The sequence below is a fragment of the Ruegeria sp. C9 genome (genome assembly GCF_056537585.1).
Genome location: NZ_JBQFRU010000006.1, coordinates 113017 through 131111 on the forward strand (window position 1 = coordinate 113017; position 18095 = coordinate 131111).

Below are 18095 nucleotides of genomic sequence, written 5' to 3' on the forward strand. Positions count from 1 at the left end.
TCAAAAAGCCTCTGGACACTGCCTGTGGCAAGTCATAGAAGGCCTCCACCCAATGGCAAACGCCATTCCCGTGCCCGGGTAGCTCAGGGGTAGAGCAGTGGATTGAAAATCCTCGTGTCGGTGGTTCGATTCCGCCCCCGGGCACCATTCCCAACAGGTAAGCTACTGTTTCCCTTCAGCTTTAACTGGAGCTGACCAAGGGCGTAGTACATGCTGGAGAACAAAACCGTTCCCTTCTCATTTGTGAATGCAGAGGTTTTCTACTTCACACGACGGGTCCCGAAAGACCTCGATCACCACTAGCTGCAGAGAAGTGTTGCTTTCCGGCGGTCTCCGAGCGACTCAATGCGATGGCTGAACTCGTGAGGCTGGGGATTCCCGTCTCGGCGAGGCTGCAGCCGCTTGTACCGGACAACGAAGAAGACGCGGCAAGACTAATTCGCGGATTCGCTGATTGTGGTGCGAAACACGTTTCGGTCGAGTAATTGAAACTGCCTATCGAAAAAATGCTTCGCAGTCAAAAGTGTTGGAAAGAGTTCTTCCGAGCGCCCGAAAAGACTACCAATCACGGCAAGCGGTTCGCGCAGCTAGGGAGTATGTGCTACCGCCTTAGCACAAGATTGAGGGCCACGAGTATCTATCAACAACCGCCAAGAAACATGGATTAATCTATGGCTATGCCGATAACGAGTTTTTGCTTCGCAACCCCTTTCGCTCTTGCTGTAATGGTGCAGATTTGTTCCTGAGGGGCTCTGGGTCGCTAACATCACGCATTTCATTGTGGTCAAGATAGCCATAGCTCAGCCCAAAACTCAGATCCGCAGCACCTAATCCTACCGAAAATTGACGGCATGATCTGCACCTCCCAGACGTAGTTATCACCCATACGTCGATCCATGTCATGCCTATTGCTTCACCAACGCAGGTCCATCTAGCGCGGGGGACGATCTAAATACTGATGATTATTAGTGCGATCAATTTATACCTTTAACCGCAGAATAAAGTCGGCGGAATTTCATCAACCGCTCGGAAAGTGCAGCCATTTCAGTGGGTTCAAACCTTTCTGTTGTGGGCGGCTGATATGCCAAATCGGCTTTCGTCAACACGCCGAGACCACACGCCGCGAGCCGGGCTGCGCCAAATGCCGGACCGGAATCCGCCCCATCAGATCGTACAATGGGTTTTTCAATCACCGTTGCAATCAAACCAAGCAACAATTCTGATCGGCTGCCGCCTCCTATGGCGGCCAATTCGGGCAGGTCGTCAATTGTGTCACCAAAACTGAGCGCTGCATCGGCAAAGCTAAACGCAATTGCCTCAACTACAGAGCGGCAGATGTCAGCACGTGTTGTTGAATCCTCCAGTCCAAAGAAACTGGCCCGAATACGTGGGTCTCCGTGCGGGCTGCGTTCGCCCGTCAGATAGGGCAGAAAAATCGGAACGCGATCACCGTTGACCGTTTCAGCAAGCGCGACAACTTCGGTAGAAGTTAGCCCCAACTGATCCCCAATCCATGAAATGGGCCTTGCCCCGTTCAGCATCGCAGCCATTTGATACCAACGATCGGGCAGCGTGTGTGCAAAAGCATGAACATAGCGTTCAGGGTTAGGCTTATAACTTCGATTAGCCACAAATAGCTGACCGGATGTCCCAAGTGAGATGAACCCACGCCCTGGCTCGGTAGCACCCAATGACACCGCCCCTGTTGCCGCGTCCCCTCCTCCAGCCACGACGGGAATACCGGGTTTCAGCCCTGTCTCTGCCGCAGCACGTGCGGTCACTTTCCCAACAACCGTTTGACCGTCGAATACTGGCGGTAACCAGTCGGGCTTTACAAATGTGGCTTCGGTGACAGCGGCATTCCATTTGCGCGACGCCTGATCGAGCCACATTGTTCCGGCCGCATCGGACGTATCGGTTGCCAATTCTCCATGCAGGCATAAGCCGATGTAGTCTTTGGGCAGCAGGATATGGGCAAGTCGACCGTAATGTTCGGGCTCATGTTGTCTAAGCCCTGCAATCTTAGGTGCGGTAAAGCCTGGCAAGGGCAGGACACCCGCAATCTGTCCAATCTGTGGTTCGGCCGCACGCAGTTCATCACACTCGCGTGCTGATCAGCTGTCATTCCAAAGGATCGCCGGGCGGATCGGACGCAGATCGCGGTCCAGCAAAACGGCACCATGCATTTGACCGGACAATCCGACGGCCTTGATTTCGGACAATCCAATTCGGCCTACAAGTTGGTTCAAAGCGTCTACTGTCGCCTTCCACCAAAGGTCCGGGTGCTGCTCAGACCAGCCGGGCTGGGGTGAAGATGTCTGTATCCCCACCGAAGATGTCGCGAGAATCCGGTCCCTATCCGCGTAGGCAAGCTTGACAGCCGAAGTTCTGATATCGATCCCGAGATACACTCAAACCCCTCGCCCCGTTCAACTACTCGGAGACCGTCTGGCTATTGATTTTTTAGCGCGCGCAAAGAATATGTAAAGATACGATAAAATCAAGGCGGCTATGATCCGCAGGCAGACTAGCATGACCAAGATTAAGAATATGGAAGAGTTCGCGGCCCTCAGCGGCATTTCGCGGCCCACAGTATCCAAATATTTCCATGATCCCGAAAGTGTTCGCCCGACGACAAGGGCGCGCATCGAAGAAGCGCTCGAACGGTTTGATTACCGCCCTAACATTTATGCGGTGAACCAGAACCGAAAGCTGACCAAGAATATCGGCATCGTCGTACCCTATTTGTCTGACCCTTTCTTTGCAGAAATCGCACGGTATCTGGAACAATCCTGCATCGCGGCGGGCTATCGACCGTCTCTCTTCAGCTCACATGGCGAGCAAAAGCTCGAGAACGAAATTCTGGACGGCCTGCAATCCCTGAAACCCGCCGGGGTTTTGCTAGCCCCTTTGGGGCGTATCTCGGACCGATCCGCGATCGAGAAATTCTGTGCCAACGTGCCAACGGTCTTATTTGACAGTAACCTGGATGGTTTGGGGGCTGCCTTTGTTGGATCGGACAATTTCAGTTTTGTGTCACAAACGGTCGAATACATGACCCGCACGGGCGAACCGCCATCTTTCTTTGAAATGCGTACGCCTGCGAATCCGAACGCCAACAAACGTCGAAAAGCCTATGTTGAGGTGATGGAGCGTCTCGGGTTCGAGCCTCATATCATCAAAGTCGACGGCATAGGCTGGGCATTTGAAGAAATCGGTCACCGGGGCGCGTTGAAAGTTCTGGACGAGCGTCAATTGAGGACGAATTCAGTTCTATGCAGCAATGACCGACTCGCAATTGGCTTTCTTGCGGCCTGTTACGAACAGGGGATTCGGGTCGGACGCAAGAACGATTGCACGCTGCGCGTGGCCTCAAATGACGATCATCCGTTCGCAAAATTCACCTGCCCTTCTCTGACCACAGCTGCGCATGACTACGACAACGTGGCCGGAAGAAGTGTCGAAACGCTGTTCGAACTCATTGAAAATGGGGGAGAATTTGAGACACGAACAGAAACCCTTTTCCCTGCGCGGCTCGTATTAAGGAATTCGGCATAACTCGATAATTTTAACGCGCGTAAAGTTTTTATTGACGGCGCGACAATTTACGCTCTACGCTCTCTGCACGACATCCAAGCTCAGGGAGGACAGGGATGTATCTGAAGCACGCACTTCGCGCGGCGACTGCATTGACATTCGTCGCTACGGCCGCAGCCCACGCGCAATCTATCACGATCGCCACCGTGAATAATGGCGACATGATCCGGATGCAGGGCTATACTGACAAATTCACCGAAGCGACCGGTATCGACGTCGAATGGGTAACGCTGGAGGAGAACGTGCTGCGTCAGCGCGTCACCACCGACATCACGACCAAGGGCGGTCAGTTCGACATCATGACCATCGGCATGTACGAGACGCCCATCTGGGGCGCGAATGGCTGGTTGGTTCCGCTAGATGGTTTGTCCGAAGACTACGATGTCGGGGACATTCTGCCCGCAATGGCGGGGGGCCTAAGCCATGAAGGGACGCTGTACGCAGCGCCATTCTATGGTGAAAGCTCGATGATCATGTACCGCACTGACCTGATGGAACAGGCCGGCCTTGAAATGCCCGACGCGCCTACCTGGCAATTCATCCGCGAAGCTGCCGCTGCAATGACGGATCGGGACAATGACATCAACGGTATCTGCCTACGTGGCAAGGCTGGTTGGGGTGAAGGCGGCGCCTTTATCACCGTGACAGGCAATTCCTTCGGCGCGCGCTGGTTTGACGAGGATTGGAAGCCCCAGTTCGATCAGCCGGAATGGAAAGAAGCGCTCACTTTCTTCGTCGACATGATGAATGAATCTGGCCCAGCAGGCTTCGCCACCAATGGGTTCAATGAAAACCTGTCGTTGTTCCAGCAGGGCAAGTGTGGCATGTGGATCGACGCAACCGTCGCGGCATCCTTCGTGACCAATCCTGACGACTCAACAGTGGCAGACAAGGTTGGTTTTGCACTGGCACCGAACTCGGAAGGCGTAGATAAACGCGCCAATTGGTTGTGGGCCTGGGCGCTAGCGATCCCAGCGGGCACGCAGCAAGAGGACGCGGCAAAGCAATTCATCGAATGGGCGACCTCGAAAGACTACATTGAGTTGGTGGCCGAAAATGAAGGCTGGGCCAATGTGCCGCCGGGCGCGCGAACCTCGCTCTATGAGAACCCGAACTACAAGGAAGTTCCCTTTGCGAACATGACCTTAGAGTCGATCCTGATGGCCGATCCACAGAATTGCTGCGCACAGCCGACGCCATACACGGGTATCCAGTTCGTCGCGATCCCCGAGTTTGCCGGTATCGCTACGCAAGTAAGTCAGGAGTTCTCGGCAGTTTATGCCGGACAGCAGTCAGTGGACGAAGCACTCGCCAAAGCGCAGGCCTTCACCACCGAAGAAATGGAAGCCGCAGGCTACTGAGGCATCCCTCCCCGGCGGGCGGGCAGAGGTCTGCCCCCCGCTCTACCCTTCCACAACTCGCGTTTTTCTCGCAGGCTTTGGTTATGCCTGAACAGAGAGGGTTTGCGTCATGGCAACTCAACATTCCCGATCCGTCGCGCGCCTGATGATGGCACCCGCAGTGGTCCTGCTACTTGGCTGGATGCTCGTGCCCCTGACGATGACGCTGTATTTTTCCTTCAAGAAGTATCTGCCCCTTCGCGGTGGCGACTTGGGCTGGGTCGGGTTCGACAACTATGTCCGGTTCGTCTCGTCCAGCTCCTTCTGGCCCGCGGTGCAAGCGACGTTGATGATCGTAGGCGGCGTCTTGGTGATCACCGTAATTCTAGGCATTCTACTAGCGATGCTGCTGGATCAACCCATGTGGGGTCAGGGCGTTGTCCGTATCCTCGTGATCGCTCCCTTCTTTGTCATGCCCACGGTGTCTGCGTTGGTGTGGAAGAACATGTTCATGGATCCTGTGAATGGGTTGCTGGCCCATCTATGGCGCTTTTTCGGGGCCGAGCCGATCTCATGGCTATCCGAGGCCTCGATGACTTCGATCATCATGATCGTCTCATGGCAGTGGCTACCCTTCGCGACTCTGATCCTGCTGACCGCAATTCAGTCACTGGACAGTGAACAGCTGGAAGCAGCCGAAATGGATGGTGCGCCAGTCCTGAAACGCTTTTATCACATCGTCCTGCCACATCTGAGCCGCGCGATAACCATCGTGATCCTGATCCAGACGATCTTTCTTCTGTCGATCTTCGCCGAAATCTTCGTGACCACCGGCGGCGCCTTCGGCACCCGAACCCTCACCTACCTGATATTCCAGCGCGTGCTGGAAAGCCAGAATGTCGGCCTTGGATCAGCCGGAGGTGTCTACGCCATCATCCTTGCCAATATCGTTGCCATCTTCCTGATGCGCATCGTCGGCAAAAACCTGGACGCGTGAGGAGGAACGACCATGGCCCGCGCCGTCACATCCCGTCGTAAATCGCTGAACACCGCCCTTGCATGGGCCGTTGGTCTACTGATCTTTTTCCCGATCCTCTGGACGATCCTGACCAGCTTCAAAACCGAGGCTCAGGCGATCGCCAGCCCACCGCTGTTCCTGAACTTCGATTGGACGCTCGAGAACTATGCAATCGTACAGGAACGCTCGGATTACATGCGGTTCCTGTGGAATTCGGTGATCATCGCAGGTGGATCAACCATTCTGGGCGTGATCATCGCAGTGCCCGCAGCATGGGCCATGGCCTTCGTGCCGTCCAAGCGTACCAAGGACATCCTGCTGTGGATGCTGTCCACCAAGATGCTGCCCGCGGTGGGTGTTCTCTACCCGATCTATCTGCTGTTCATCCGGTTGGGTCTACTGGACACGCGCGGAGGGCTGGTCGTGGTGCTGATGCTGATCAACCTGCCGATCATCGTCTGGATGCTTTACACCTATTTCCGTGAAATCCCCGGTGAGATTCTGGAAGCCGCCCGGATGGATGGTGCCACGCTGAAAGAAGAAATCCTCTATGTGTTGACACCCATGGCCGTGCCCGGCATCGCCTCGACCGTGCTACTGAACTTCATTCTTGCCTGGAACGAGGCATTCTGGACGCTCAACCTGACTGCCGTTGACGCAGCGCCGCTTACCGCATTCATCGCCAGCTATTCCAGCCCCGAAGGCCTGTTCTTCGCCAAGCTCAGCGCGGCATCGACCATGGCGATCGCACCAATCCTCATCCTTGGCTGGTTCAGCCAGAAACAACTTGTCCGCGGCCTGACTTTCGGCGCTGTGAAATAAGGAAGACGACTATGGGACGTATCCAACTCAAGTCAGTGACCAAAAGCTTCGGTGACGTAGAGGTCATTCCACCACTAGATTTGACTATCGAGGACGGTGAATTCACCGTCTTCGTCGGGCCCTCTGGTTGTGGCAAGTCCACGCTGTTGCGGCTCATTGCTGGGCTAGAGGACATCACTTCGGGCTCCATCGACATTGATGGCGCGGATGCAACCGACGTACCGCCCGCCAAACGTGGTCTGGCAATGGTGTTCCAGTCTTATGCTTTGTACCCGCATATGAGTGTGCGCAAGAACATCGCCTTTCCCTTGCGTATGGCCAAGCTGGATCAGGCCGAAATCGACAAGCGAGTCGAAGGCGCGGCAAGCGTCCTGAACCTGAGCGATTATCTCGACCGCCGCCCGGGACAGCTTTCCGGTGGGCAACGCCAGCGCGTTGCCATTGGTCGCGCCATTGTTCGTGAGCCCGCGGCATTCCTGTTCGACGAGCCCCTTTCAAACCTAGACGCGGCGCTGCGCGTCGGCATGCGGCTAGAGATCAGCGAACTGCACGAACGTCTGGCGACAACGATGATTTACGTGACGCACGATCAGGTTGAAGCCATGACAATGGCCGACAAGATCGTCGTGCTTCAGGCCGGTGTGATCGAACAGGTCGGCAGCCCGCTTGAATTATATCGGACGCCGCGCAACTTGTTTGTTGCAGGGTTCATCGGCTCGCCCAAAATGAACTTCATCGAAGGACCAGAGGCGGCGAAACACGGTGCACAAACAATCGGTATTCGCCCGGAACACATCGCGGTTTCGGAAACTGAAGGTGAATGGTCCGGGATCGTCAGCGTTTCAGAACACTTGGGATCGGACACCTTTTTTCACGTCCACGAGACCGGCCTGGCCGAAACCATTACCGTCCGCGCAGATGGTGAGGTCGGCTTCCGCCATGGGGATCGAATTCACCTGACACCGCGTGCAGATGTCATCCATCGGTTTGACGCGAAAGGCTTGCGGATCGAATGACACGCTTGGCAGGCAAAACCGCCCTGATCACCGGGGCTGCGCGAGGCATCGGATTGGCCTTTGCCAAAGCTTATGTTGCAGAAGGCGCGCGTGTTGCCATCGCCGACATCGACATCCAGCGTGCGAAAGACGCCGCCGCAGAATTGGGTCAGGTTGCATTCGCCATCGAGATGGACGTGACAAACCAACAAAGCATAGATGAGGCCGTCGCAAGAGCCGCTACACATTTCGGCCCTGTCGACATTCTGATCAACAATGCGGCAATCTTCACCGCCGCCCCAATCGTTGAGATTGAGCGGGAAGACTACAACCGCGTGTTTGACATCAACGTCTCGGGTGCTTTGTTCACGATGCAAGCGGTCGCCCGGCACATGATCGAGCACGGGACCAAAGGTCGGATCATCAACATGGCATCTCAGGCTGGGCGAAGGGGGGAACCTTTGGTCGCGGTTTACTGCGCCAGCAAGGCGGCGATCATATCGCTGACCCAATCGGCAGGGCTGAACCTGATCGCTCATGGAATCAACGTGAACGCAATTGCTCCGGGTGTTGTTGATGGCGAGCATTGGGACGGCGTTGATGCGTTCTTTGCAAAACATGAAGATAAACCGCTCGGCCAAAAGAAACGCGAAGTGGCGGCAGCTGTTCCCTATGGGCGGATGGGTCGCGCAGAGGATCTGACCGGGATGGCTGTGTTTCTGGCCTCTGACGAAGCCAGGTACATTGTCGCCCAGACATATAACGTCGATGGCGGAAACTGGATGAGCTGATGAATCCTGTGGCAAACGCAAATCCTGCAGTACATCTAAGGCGAGATAACCTTTCAAACCTGCCGACAACTGTCAGGACCCCATCTTACAGGTGCTCGGATCTGACGCCCGGCATTGTCCATATCGGTCTTGGGAATTTTCACCGCGCGCATCAGGCTTGGTATATCCATCAGTTGATGCAGCAAGGTCAGGCCCACGACTGGGCAATCATCGGAGCCGGTGTGCGAAGCTACGATTCCGAGATGCGAGGGCGTCTGCTGGCGCAGGACTGCTTGACGACATTGATCGAACTGGACCCGAAAGGGATGTCCGCCCAGGTAATTGGTCCGATGATCGACTATCTTCCGGTCGAGGCAGGCAATGCAGCGTTGATCCGCAAGATGTCCGAGCCTTCCATCAAGATTGTGTCTTTGACAGTGACCGAAGGTGGATATTACCGAGATGCCAACACGGGTGCCCTCGACACAGATCACCAAGAAATTCTTCATGATGCAGCAAATCCAAACCAGCCGCGCACGGCCTTCGGTGCGATCATTGCGGCGCTCAAGCAGCGCAGGGCGCAGGGCATCAAACCCTTCACCGCGCTGAGCTGCGATAACCTTAAGGATAATGGCGTGATCCTGAGGAATTGCGTTGTCGGTCTAGCACGCCTGTCTGACCCTGCTCTGGCCGACTGGATAAACCAGAACGGCGCATTCCCCAATTCAATGGTGGATTGCATCGTGCCCGCTACAACAGACCAAGTGATATCACAATGCCACGCACTTGGCGTCGATGACCAAGCACCCGTATCGCACGAGAACTATCGCCAATGGGTGATCGAGGACGATTTCTGCGCCGGGCGCCCACCCCTGGAACAGGTTGGCGTCACGCTGACGCGTGATGTCCAAAGCTATGAAACGATGAAACTGCGCATTTTGAACGGCGGTCACCAGTTGCTTGCTAATGTCGGCGAAATACTTAATGTCCCGACAATTTCGGATTGCATGCAGGACCGGGATATCCTGGCGTTTTTCAGAAAGGTCCAAGAAGAAGAAATTCTGCCTCATGTCGCAGCCGTCCCCGGTGCGACTGCAAATGAATACCTTGAGCAGGTTGAGACGCGATTTGCAAATACGGCCATTCACGACACGACGCGCCGGGTTGCTTTCGATGGATCGGCGCGACACCCCGGGTTCTTGCTGCCGTCACTTCGCGATGCACTTGCGGCAGGCTTTTCCATAAGCGGGCTCGCGCTGGCCGAAGCTTTCTGGTGCCGGATGTGTGCAGGATACCGTGAAGATGGCTCCGAAATCGCCCCCAATGACCCCCAATGGGAGAGTCTACAGAAAGCTTCGCTGGCGTCCAAAGACGATCCAAAACTCTGGGTCGGCCAGCAACACTATAGCGATGCTTGCGCCCTCGGCGCAGACTTTCCCAGAGCTTTTGCCTTCTGGCTAACTACGATCTGGAAACACGGCAGTCGGGCAGCTATCTCGGAATATATCAATCGCAGTTGAGCCCTTTTCTGAACGCGCTTTGAGAGCAGGGTCAGTCGCCGATACGAATATCGAGCGACACAGTATTCAGCCATTCGGCCTTAGCGAAGCCGTTGATTTTGATACGACCCCAATACCCACTACGCGCAAGTTTTGCGATTTTCGCCTATAAGTTCTTCCATCATGTCCACGCATCCGAGAAGATGTCATCGAATTTAAGCGCAAACCAAGTCGGCGGAGAGCCCTTAAAGGATCAAAATGAGCGACGCCTCATTTAACGCACAGGTCGTGTAGCGGCCCTTCATTCGTGTTATCAATTGTGTCAACCAGAGGATTGGTTGCTTTTTTCGACAACAGTTGCCTGCTTAGACGAGATACTGCTTAAACTAAAAAAATCAGAATTACTTCGCTTTGCGTCGATGAATAAAATAGTCAACAAGTGCGAGACCAGAACATCAGCCCAACCTTCTATTTGCTTCGTCACGGCGAGACCGAATGGAACTCCCAAAAACGGAGGCAAGGACGTCGGGACTCGCCCCTGACCGAACGAGGCATTCGTCAAGCATTGGCAAACGCAAGTAAACTACGAAGCCGCCTTTTTTTCGATCATTCGCTTACAATATTTTCGAGCCCGCTTGGCCGAGCTGCACAGACAGCATCAATCGTGATCAAGGAACTAGGTCTGCCGCCAGAAATCATCGAGTACGAGACCAGTTTGGTGGAATGCAGTTTCGGGCAATGGGAAGGATTGACTGAAAAAGAGATCACTCGACAGTTTCCCAAGGAATGGGAAGCGCGATGCTCTGATCGCTGGAATTATCCACCCCCGGGTGGAGAGTCCTATGCTGACGTGCACAATCGTGTTTCCTCATGGTATTCGAGCAGCTCGTTCGAAGGAACAGTGATAATTGTTGGCCACGGATTAACATCCCGCGTGTTTCGAGGAATCTTCCTGGGCCTATCCGCACAAGAGGTATTTGAATTGAACGAACCTCAAGACGGCTTCATCAGGTTGCAAGACGGACATTCAGCCTACATTGAACACTAAAGCTTCGTTGATTGGGCATTTGTCCCGAGTATCCGGTTTTCCGTTGGTTGCAGGTCCAAATTATTATCTCGATGAAGCGGGGGATATCGGCTCATTCACCGCAAATTCAATACGACACTGAGTTTTCACAAACTGCGCCCCTCTAGTTGAATGCGCCACTTCAAGGATAGATTTGTTTTTCTCGGTATGTTTTTTGTTAGTGTAACACACTGTTCACGCCGACCTCTCCAAGCGAAGCAATTTCTGCTGCACACTGATCTTAATCGCATCCATTGGCCAGCCTTTCGGCATGATCCAATGCGGCTACCTAACAATTGCACGGTACTTTAGACGATGGTTCTTTTGCAAATTTAGGCTAGTTGATGTGTCTGATCCTTCCCAACTGCAACTGAAAAGAACATGAACGGCGTCAGCTTTTGTGGCGCGGTGCTCACCGGCAATCGACACTCCACCTCATGCCCAAATCCGACAGATGCCTTTGAACCCGCCCAGGATAATCAGATACAATTGCATCCACGCGCAGGTCGATCATTCTGCCTATTTCTTCGTGCGAATTGACCGTCCACACGGCAACACATAGGCCCAGTTCTTTTGCGCGCGCCACATTTTCAGCCGTTACATCCGTGTAGTATGGGCACCAAAGCGAACCGCCTGCTTGCTTGACCAAATTTGGAATTTCATCACGACGACCACGAAAGTCAGGGCAAACCGCTTTCGAGGAATCCTCACCGACATCCGCCGCGTTTTCCGGAAGCTGCGTCAGGTAGGAAGACGGCATGTCAGGAGCCTGCCGCTGACACTCCTCCAACAGGTTCCAATCAAAACTGTGGAGCACCGCGCGCGACGACAATCCTTTGTCACGTACTTCTTGAAGAACCCGCCCGACAAATTTCTTCCTGTAAAGCGCATCGTGAGCCAAATCCGGATCCGACTTCAGTTCGAGCATCAGATAGGCATCACCGTATTTTGGATCATCAACCAAATCCAGCAAATCGTGCAACTTTGGAACACGGATGCCATCCAGTAGAGCCTGGTCCGGAAACCGTTGGCCATAAGCCGAATGACCATCCAACCGCCCGATATCAAATTGCTGGATTTGCTCGAACGTCAATGACGAGACCTTCGGCTCTTCTCCGGTCAGAAACAGGCCATTTGCGTCACGAAAGCTGGGAGCATGCAGCCGATGGTTGTGGGTTATGACCGGTACGTCATCGGCCGTCAGGACAACATCAAACTCAAGCAGCGGGACGCCGATAGAGAGCAAAAAGTCAAAGCCAATCATACTGTTTTCGGGCAGCACACCCCGCGCACCTCGATGCCCCACAACCCGGATCAGGTTTTTGCCACCACGAAAGGCTTCAACCTGTGGAAAGACCATCAGCCTTCCAACCTCTTGCCGGATGAATGGTCAAACAGATGCATGTGCTCTGAGGCAACTGAGAACCGCATGCTCGGATGCCGGCCTTCTATTGGGTGGACACCCGGAAGGCTTATCGTGATCGCGTCGCCTGCATCCGTGAGCTGGCCATGCAACAAGGTGTTTGCGCCTAGCGGTTCCGCCATCTGAATAGCGGCTTCCAACGGACCATTGTTGTCCAGAAACAGATGCTCTGGTCGGATTCCAAGCTTTAGTGGGGTATCAGGCCCCGTGGATGGACCAATCTCTAAGCCCCCTATCTTAACCGTTCCGTTTTCACGCTGAGCATCAAAGATATTCATTGCAGGGCTACCAATAAACTGAGCCGCGAAAAGGGTTCCTGGTGTTTCATATACCTCCAATGGCGTCCCAATCTGCTCAGCGATGCCTCCGTTCATCACGATCATCCTGTCTGCCATCGTCATCGCTTCGACCTGATCGTGAGTCACGTAAAGCGATGTAATTCCTAACTTTTCCTGAAGCTCGCGAATTTCTAAACGCATCTGAACACGCAGCTTGGCATCAAGATTTGAGAGTGGTTCATCAAACAGGAAAACCGCCGGCTCGCGAACAATTGCCCGCCCCATTGCCACCCTTTGGCGTTGACCGCCTGAAAGCTGCCGGGGTTTGCGGTCCAACAAAGCTTCCAGCTGCAACAGTTTGGCGGCCTCAGTCACCTTCTGGTCAATCTGGTTTTTTGGAAGCCCCGCGATTTTTAGCCCATACCCCATGTTCTGGCGCACCGACATATGTGGGTAGAGCGCATAATTCTGGAACACCATCGCGATATCGCGATCCATCGGCTCTTTGTCGTTGGCTCGTTCTCCTCCAATCCGGATTTCACCGGACGTTACGGTTTCAAGGCCCGCAACCATTCGCAAAAGCGTGGATTTTCCGCAGCCCGAAGGGCCAACAATCACAATGAATTCACCGTCCGCAATATCTATGTCGATGCCATGGATAACGTCCGTCGGGCCAAAGCTCTTTTTGACATTCTCTAAGTTTACTGTTGCCATTTTTTATTTCTCGCTATCGACAAGGCCGCGGACAAAGAGCTTTTGCATAGACACCACTACGATGACCGGCGGGATCATTGCCAAAATCGAAGTGGCCATGATGACCGGCCATTCCGCCACGTCGTCGCCGGATGGGAACATCTGTTTGATACCCATCACGATGGTGTTCATTTCAGGATCGGTAGTGATGAGCAGCGGCCAGAGATATTGATTCCACCCGTAGATAAAAAGGATCACGAATAGCGCCGCGATATTCGTTCGGCTCATGGGGACCACGATATCAATGAAGAACCGCATCGGGCGGGCACCATCGACGCGTGCAGCTTCGGCCAGTTCATCCGGGATCGTCAGAAAGAACTGCCGGAACAGGAACGTTGCCGTGGCCGAGGCGATTAAGGGGAAGATCAGCCCATAGTAGCTGTTGAGCATGCCGAACCCGGCGACAACTTCGAACGTCGGCACAATACGAACTTCGACCGGAAGCATCAGCGTTAGGAAGATCAGCCAAAAGAACGTCGTTCGCCCGGGAAAACGGAAATAGACGATCGCAAAAGCTGACAGCAGCGAAATTATGATCTTGCCCACTGCGATTCCGATGGCCATCACGAGACTGTTGAACAACATTGTGGCGACCGGGACGTTCACGCCGGAAAACAGCGCGGCCTTATAGTTTTCCCAGAATTGATCGCCGGGAAGAATGGGCATGGGCGGCGACACGATTTCCGGCTGGGTCACAGTCGATGCCACGAACGCCAGCCAGATCGGGAAAAAGATGATTAAGACGCCAAGGATCATCATGGCATGGGTCAACCAGATCCCCATGCCACGTTTTTCGACCATTCCGTGTTGTTGGGCTGCCATCAGTAGTGCACCCTTTTTTCCACGTATTTGAATTGGATGACGGTCAGCAGACCAACGACAATAAGCAGGATGACGGACTGAGCGGAGGACGAACCGAGATCTTGTCCAACGAACCCATCCGAGAAGACTTTGTAGACTAGAATGGTCGTCGCCTGCTGTGGGCCACCGCCAGTGATCGTGTGGATGACGCCAAAGGTCTCAAAGAATGCGTAGACAACATTCACCACCAACAGGAAGAACGCGGTTGGTGACAAAAGCGGCAGCACGATTGTGAAGAACCGGCGCCAGAAGCGCGCGCCGTCAATTGCCGCAGCCTCGATCACCGATCTTGGGACCGACTGCAGCGCTGCGAAGAAGAACAAGAAGTTATAGCTGATACGCCCCCAGGCTGAGGCTACAACCACCAGGCCCATGGCCTCGGTGCCGTTCAGAACGTGGTTCCAGTCATAACCAAGCTGGCCGAGGTACCACGACACGACACCAACACGCGTGTTGAACATGAACAGCCACAGCACGCCTGCAACAGCGGGGGCAACGGCGTAGGGCCAGATCAGCAGCGTCCGGTAAACACCCGATCCTTTGATCAGGCGGTCCGCTATGACGGCCAGAAACAACGCCGGGATCATTGAACACAGTGTCACGAGCATTGAAAACACCGCCGTCGTCACGAAAGAAGCACGGTAGAATTTATCGCTCAGCAGGAATTCAAAGTTGCCGAACCCCACGAATTGGGACGACAGCCCAAAGGGATCAGGTATGAACAAAGACTGCCAAACCGCCTGTCCGGCCGGATAGAAAAAGAAAACGGCGGAGATAATGACCTGAGGGGCGATCAGAGCCAATGGCAGAAGCCAGCCGCGAAAGGTGACGCGTTTTTCCATCCCGATAAACCACCGAATAAAGAAGATGCGGGCCCGAAACAGGCCCGCATCGAATTAGGACTTATTGATTGGCAGACTCGAACCGGCGCAGCAGGGCATCGCCGCGTTCTTTCGCACTGTCCATTGCTTCCTGAGCGGTCTTTTCACCGGACCAGACAGCCTCGAGCTCTTCGTCGATGATGCCGCGAATCTGGTCAAACGACCCCAGACGCAGACCCTTCGAATTCGCAGTCGGCTCTTTGGCGGTCATCTGTATGACAGCAATGTCAGTACCTGGGTTTTCTTCATAGAAACCAGCATTTCGGGTCGCGACGCCAGCTTCGGCGGTGATTGGAAGATATCCTGTGTTCTGATGCCAGTTCGCCTGAACGTCCGAAGACGAAAGGAAGCTCAGGAATTCACCGACACCTTTGTATTCTTCAGGATCGTGACCCTCCATCACCCAAAGCGAAGCGCCACCAATAATGGTGTTTTGCGGCTCGCTTACGACCGCCTCCCAATAGGGCAATGGGCGCACGTCGAATTCGAACTCAGCCTCAGAGCTGATGCCAGCATAACCTGCCGAACTTTCGGTGAATAGCGCGCATTCACCTGCCCGGAAGTTCGCGCCACCTTCGTTTCTGCGGCCGGTATAGATGAATTTACCATCTTTGGCCCAGTCACCCATCGCGGTCAGGTGCGCCACCTGCGTCGGTCCGTTCAACATCAGCTCGGTATCAAGACCGGCAAATCCATTGTCCTTCGATGCGAATGGGACGTCGTGATAGGCCGAAAGGTTCTCAAGGTGGATCCAGCTTTGCCAAGCAGTGACCAGCGGACAGTCTTCACCCCCAGCCTTAAGCTGGTCAAGAACGTCACCAACCTTTTCCCAGGTCGACAAATCCGTGTCAGGGTCAACACCCGCCGCTTCCATAGCATCGCGATTGACCCAGAGAACGGGTGTGGACGAGTTGAAGGGCAGCGACAGCATGTCCCCGTCAGTGGTCGTATAGTAGCCTTTGACGGCACCAATGTAGGCATCAGGATCGAATGATGCACCGCTTTCAGCCATCACTTCATACACTGGTTTGATAGCCCCTTCGGCCGACATCATCGTTGCCGTGCCTACTTCGAAAACCATCAGGATATGTGGTTGTTCACCTGCTCGGAAAGCAGCAATACCCGCATTCAAGGTTTCCGAATAGTTGCCTTTATGGCTTTCTACTACAGTGAACTCATCTTGGCTGGCATTGAACTCTTCAACCTGAGCCTTCACAAGATCGCCTAGTCGACCGGTGAAGGCATGCCAGAACTGAATTTCGGTTTGCGCCATAGCCGCCACCGGCGACAGAGCAGTTGCTAAGGCGAGAGCGCCTAGAAAATTCTTTTTCATGATTCCTCCCATGCATCAGGGGTTGATGCTTCGTTGAATACCGACCGCAACGCGTAATCAGCACACATGACGATTTCACGACGTTAACGTTACAATTTTATAATTCAAGCATTTAATTTTTGAGAAAAACATAACATTACATTATAAACCAACCAGGGAAACAACGAACCAGGTTCAAAATATGAGTCAAACTTTGCGGATCCGGCAATTGGAAGCGCTCATGGCCGTTTCCATCAATGGGTCGGTCACTGCTGCAGCTACGGATCTTGGGATAAGTCAGCCTGCAGTCAGCAGACTGCTTTCTGATCTGGAAAAATCACTTGGCTTTCAGCTTTTTGATCGTCGCGAAGGTCGCTTGGTACCCTCGCAGGAGATACGATATCTGCAACCCAGCGTAGAGCGCGTTCTGGAATTGATGAAGCAAATCTCGGATGTCAGTCAGGACATCACACTGCGCAAAGCGGGTCACATCCGCGTCGCTTGCTTACCGGGGTTCGCCACAAGTCATCTTCCCGATGTCGTCGCCAAGTTTTTGCAGGATCGTCCCGGCGTCACCCTGACGATTGAACCAGACCGACCGGAACGGATTCTCGAGTGGATGATAGGTGAGCAGTATGATTTCGGGATCACGGACAGCTTTACCGGTCACCCGGCCGTTGAAAGCAGAAACATCAATGTCCGCACAGTTTGCGTGTTTCCCACCGGGCATGAATTGGAAAGCCTCTCCGAGGTGACACCAGCGGATATTACAACGGCTAAAATTATCCATACACGACGCGACAGCGACTTTTTTGGGCGGCTTTCCAAAGCGTTTCAGAGCGCCAACGTAGAGTTGAATTCCCACATCGAAGTCAGGCAGTTCACCGCAGCTTGTGAGTTGGCACTAAAAGGTGTCGGAGTTTCCGTGGTAAGCGAGTTGGACGCCGTCCAGTATTCAACGCGTGGATTGAGCTATAGGCCGTTCAAGCCATTGCTTCCACATACACTATCGCTTGTGCGCCCAATATTGAAACAACCGTCACTAGTGACACTCGAATTCATCGAACAGTTTCAAGAAAGCTTAAAACCGTTCAAAGCCCAATGAGCCCGTCAAAAAACCACGGCACATGAAAGAGCCTTTGCGCTGCCGACAAATCACCTACCCCTTTCTGCATAAGAAACATCAGAGTTTTGAGACCTCTGGGCATCATCCGGATCCAGCACCAAAGCGATCCACACCCATTCAGCCATGATCAGTGAAACAGCCATAAATTTCGCAAAGGAGCATCAATTGCAAGCTTCCTAATCCTTGCTCGCCAAAATCCATTTGACCGCGCAAATAGCATTCGTCTGACCAACGTGCTAGCGCTGCAGTAAGAGGCAGGCTTATCCGTAGTGCAGGTTGATCGAAATGCGGGGACCGATGTTATCGAAGGTTAAGTTTGAACAACGTAAACGCACTTATGCTGAACCAGCGCAC

Annotated in this window: 16 protein-coding genes, 1 tRNA gene and 1 pseudogene; 11 read left to right on the forward strand and 7 right to left on the reverse strand. The window is 53.8% G+C overall.

The genetic code is table 11. From position 1 onward, the window contains the following. Positions 1-72 precede the first annotated feature (72 nt). Both ACR0NE_RS16340 and ACR0NE_RS16345 read left to right on the forward strand, forming a co-directional pair. Positions 73-147: transfer RNA gene (locus ACR0NE_RS16340), tRNA-Phe, on the forward strand. A gap of 203 nt (positions 148-350) precedes the next feature. After that, positions 351-485, forward strand: coding sequence for a hypothetical protein (locus ACR0NE_RS16345; RefSeq protein WP_480459737.1), 135 nt, complete (start codon positions 351-353; stop codon positions 483-485). Between the two features lie 489 nt (positions 486-974). Here the strand turns inward: ACR0NE_RS16345 and ACR0NE_RS16350 are convergent, their stop codons facing one another. Together ACR0NE_RS16350 and ACR0NE_RS16355 are read right to left on the reverse strand one after the other, a co-directional pair. Continuing rightward, positions 975-1730 carry a xylulokinase gene (locus ACR0NE_RS16350; protein WP_480459801.1) on the reverse strand — a complete coding sequence of 252 codons (756 nt, stop codon included), beginning with the start codon at positions 1728-1730 and terminating at the stop codon, positions 975-977. Then, a pseudogene (locus ACR0NE_RS16355) lies at positions 1707-2411 on the reverse strand (FGGY family carbohydrate kinase); the annotation flags it as partial. The pseudogene ACR0NE_RS16355 and the gene ACR0NE_RS16350, both read right to left, overlap by 24 nt. A gap of 121 nt (positions 2412-2532) precedes the next feature. On the opposite strand from ACR0NE_RS16355, the gene ACR0NE_RS16360 reads away from it, so the two are divergent. The 8 genes from ACR0NE_RS16360 (at position 2533) to ACR0NE_RS16395 (ending at position 11089) form a co-directional block, all read left to right on the forward strand. Further along, positions 2533-3558, forward strand: coding sequence for a LacI family DNA-binding transcriptional regulator (locus ACR0NE_RS16360; protein WP_170565216.1), 1026 nt, complete (start codon positions 2533-2535; stop codon positions 3556-3558). Between the two features lie 95 nt (positions 3559-3653). Further along, the gene (locus ACR0NE_RS16365; protein WP_170392705.1) at positions 3654-4958 is read left to right on the forward strand and encodes an ABC transporter substrate-binding protein; all 1305 of its coding nucleotides are present in this window, start codon (positions 3654-3656) and stop codon (positions 4956-4958) included. A 109-nt stretch (positions 4959-5067) separates the two neighbouring features. Continuing rightward, entirely contained in the window at positions 5068-5934 is an 867-nt protein-coding gene (locus ACR0NE_RS16370; RefSeq protein WP_170392706.1) for a carbohydrate ABC transporter permease, read from the forward strand. Between the two features lie 12 nt (positions 5935-5946). After that, on the forward strand, positions 5947-6777 hold the full coding sequence (locus tag ACR0NE_RS16375) for a carbohydrate ABC transporter permease (protein WP_010443328.1): 831 nt from the start codon (positions 5947-5949) through the stop codon (positions 6775-6777). Between the two features lie 11 nt (positions 6778-6788). Beyond that, positions 6789-7793, forward strand: a complete 1005-nt coding sequence (locus ACR0NE_RS16380) for an ABC transporter ATP-binding protein (protein WP_170392707.1) — start codon at positions 6789-6791, stop codon at positions 7791-7793. Then, entirely contained in the window at positions 7790-8563 is a 774-nt protein-coding gene (locus ACR0NE_RS16385; RefSeq protein WP_170597502.1) for an L-iditol 2-dehydrogenase, read from the forward strand. The genes ACR0NE_RS16380 and ACR0NE_RS16385 overlap by 4 nt, the downstream gene beginning before the upstream one ends. Then, complete coding sequence (locus ACR0NE_RS16390) at positions 8563-10062, forward strand: mannitol dehydrogenase family protein (RefSeq protein WP_170597504.1); 1500 nt, start codon at positions 8563-8565, stop codon at positions 10060-10062. The genes ACR0NE_RS16385 and ACR0NE_RS16390 overlap by 1 nt, the downstream gene beginning before the upstream one ends. Before the next feature lie 418 nt (positions 10063-10480). Then, positions 10481-11089 carry a histidine phosphatase family protein gene (locus ACR0NE_RS16395; RefSeq protein ID WP_170565226.1) on the forward strand — a complete coding sequence of 203 codons (609 nt, stop codon included), beginning with the start codon at positions 10481-10483 and terminating at the stop codon, positions 11087-11089. Positions 11090-11519: 430 nt separating this feature from the next. On the opposite strand, the gene ACR0NE_RS16400 is transcribed toward ACR0NE_RS16395, so the two are convergent. The 5 genes from ACR0NE_RS16400 to ugpB form a co-directional block, all read right to left on the reverse strand. Further along, a complete protein-coding gene (locus ACR0NE_RS16400; protein WP_480459740.1) occupies positions 11520-12467 on the reverse strand; it encodes a glycerophosphodiester phosphodiesterase family protein in 948 nt (315 codons plus the stop codon). Continuing rightward, positions 12467-13522 carry a sn-glycerol-3-phosphate ABC transporter ATP-binding protein UgpC gene (ugpC, locus tag ACR0NE_RS16405; protein ID WP_170597506.1) on the reverse strand — a complete coding sequence of 352 codons (1056 nt, stop codon included), beginning with the start codon at positions 13520-13522 and terminating at the stop codon, positions 12467-12469. The genes ACR0NE_RS16400 and ugpC overlap by 1 nt, the downstream gene beginning before the upstream one ends. Positions 13523-13525: 3 nt before the next feature. Further along, positions 13526-14362 carry a sn-glycerol-3-phosphate ABC transporter permease UgpE gene (gene ugpE, locus ACR0NE_RS16410; RefSeq protein WP_170392936.1) on the reverse strand — a complete coding sequence of 279 codons (837 nt, stop codon included), beginning with the start codon at positions 14360-14362 and terminating at the stop codon, positions 13526-13528. Positions 14363-14382: 20 nt separating this feature from the next. Continuing rightward, positions 14383-15264 carry a sn-glycerol-3-phosphate ABC transporter permease UgpA gene (gene ugpA / locus ACR0NE_RS16415; RefSeq protein WP_170597508.1) on the reverse strand — a complete coding sequence of 294 codons (882 nt, stop codon included), beginning with the start codon at positions 15262-15264 and terminating at the stop codon, positions 14383-14385. Positions 15265-15325: 61 nt separating this feature from the next. Beyond that, the gene (ugpB, locus tag ACR0NE_RS16420) at positions 15326-16636 is read right to left on the reverse strand and encodes a sn-glycerol-3-phosphate ABC transporter substrate-binding protein UgpB (protein ID WP_170597510.1); all 1311 of its coding nucleotides are present in this window, start codon (positions 16634-16636) and stop codon (positions 15326-15328) included. A gap of 181 nt (positions 16637-16817) precedes the next feature. On the opposite strand from ugpB, the gene ACR0NE_RS16425 reads away from it, so the two are divergent. Continuing rightward, positions 16818-17720 (forward strand): LysR substrate-binding domain-containing protein, encoded by a 903-nt coding sequence (locus tag ACR0NE_RS16425; RefSeq protein WP_170597512.1) that lies wholly within the window; start codon positions 16818-16820, stop codon positions 17718-17720. The last annotated feature ends 375 nt before the right edge of the window (positions 17721-18095 follow it).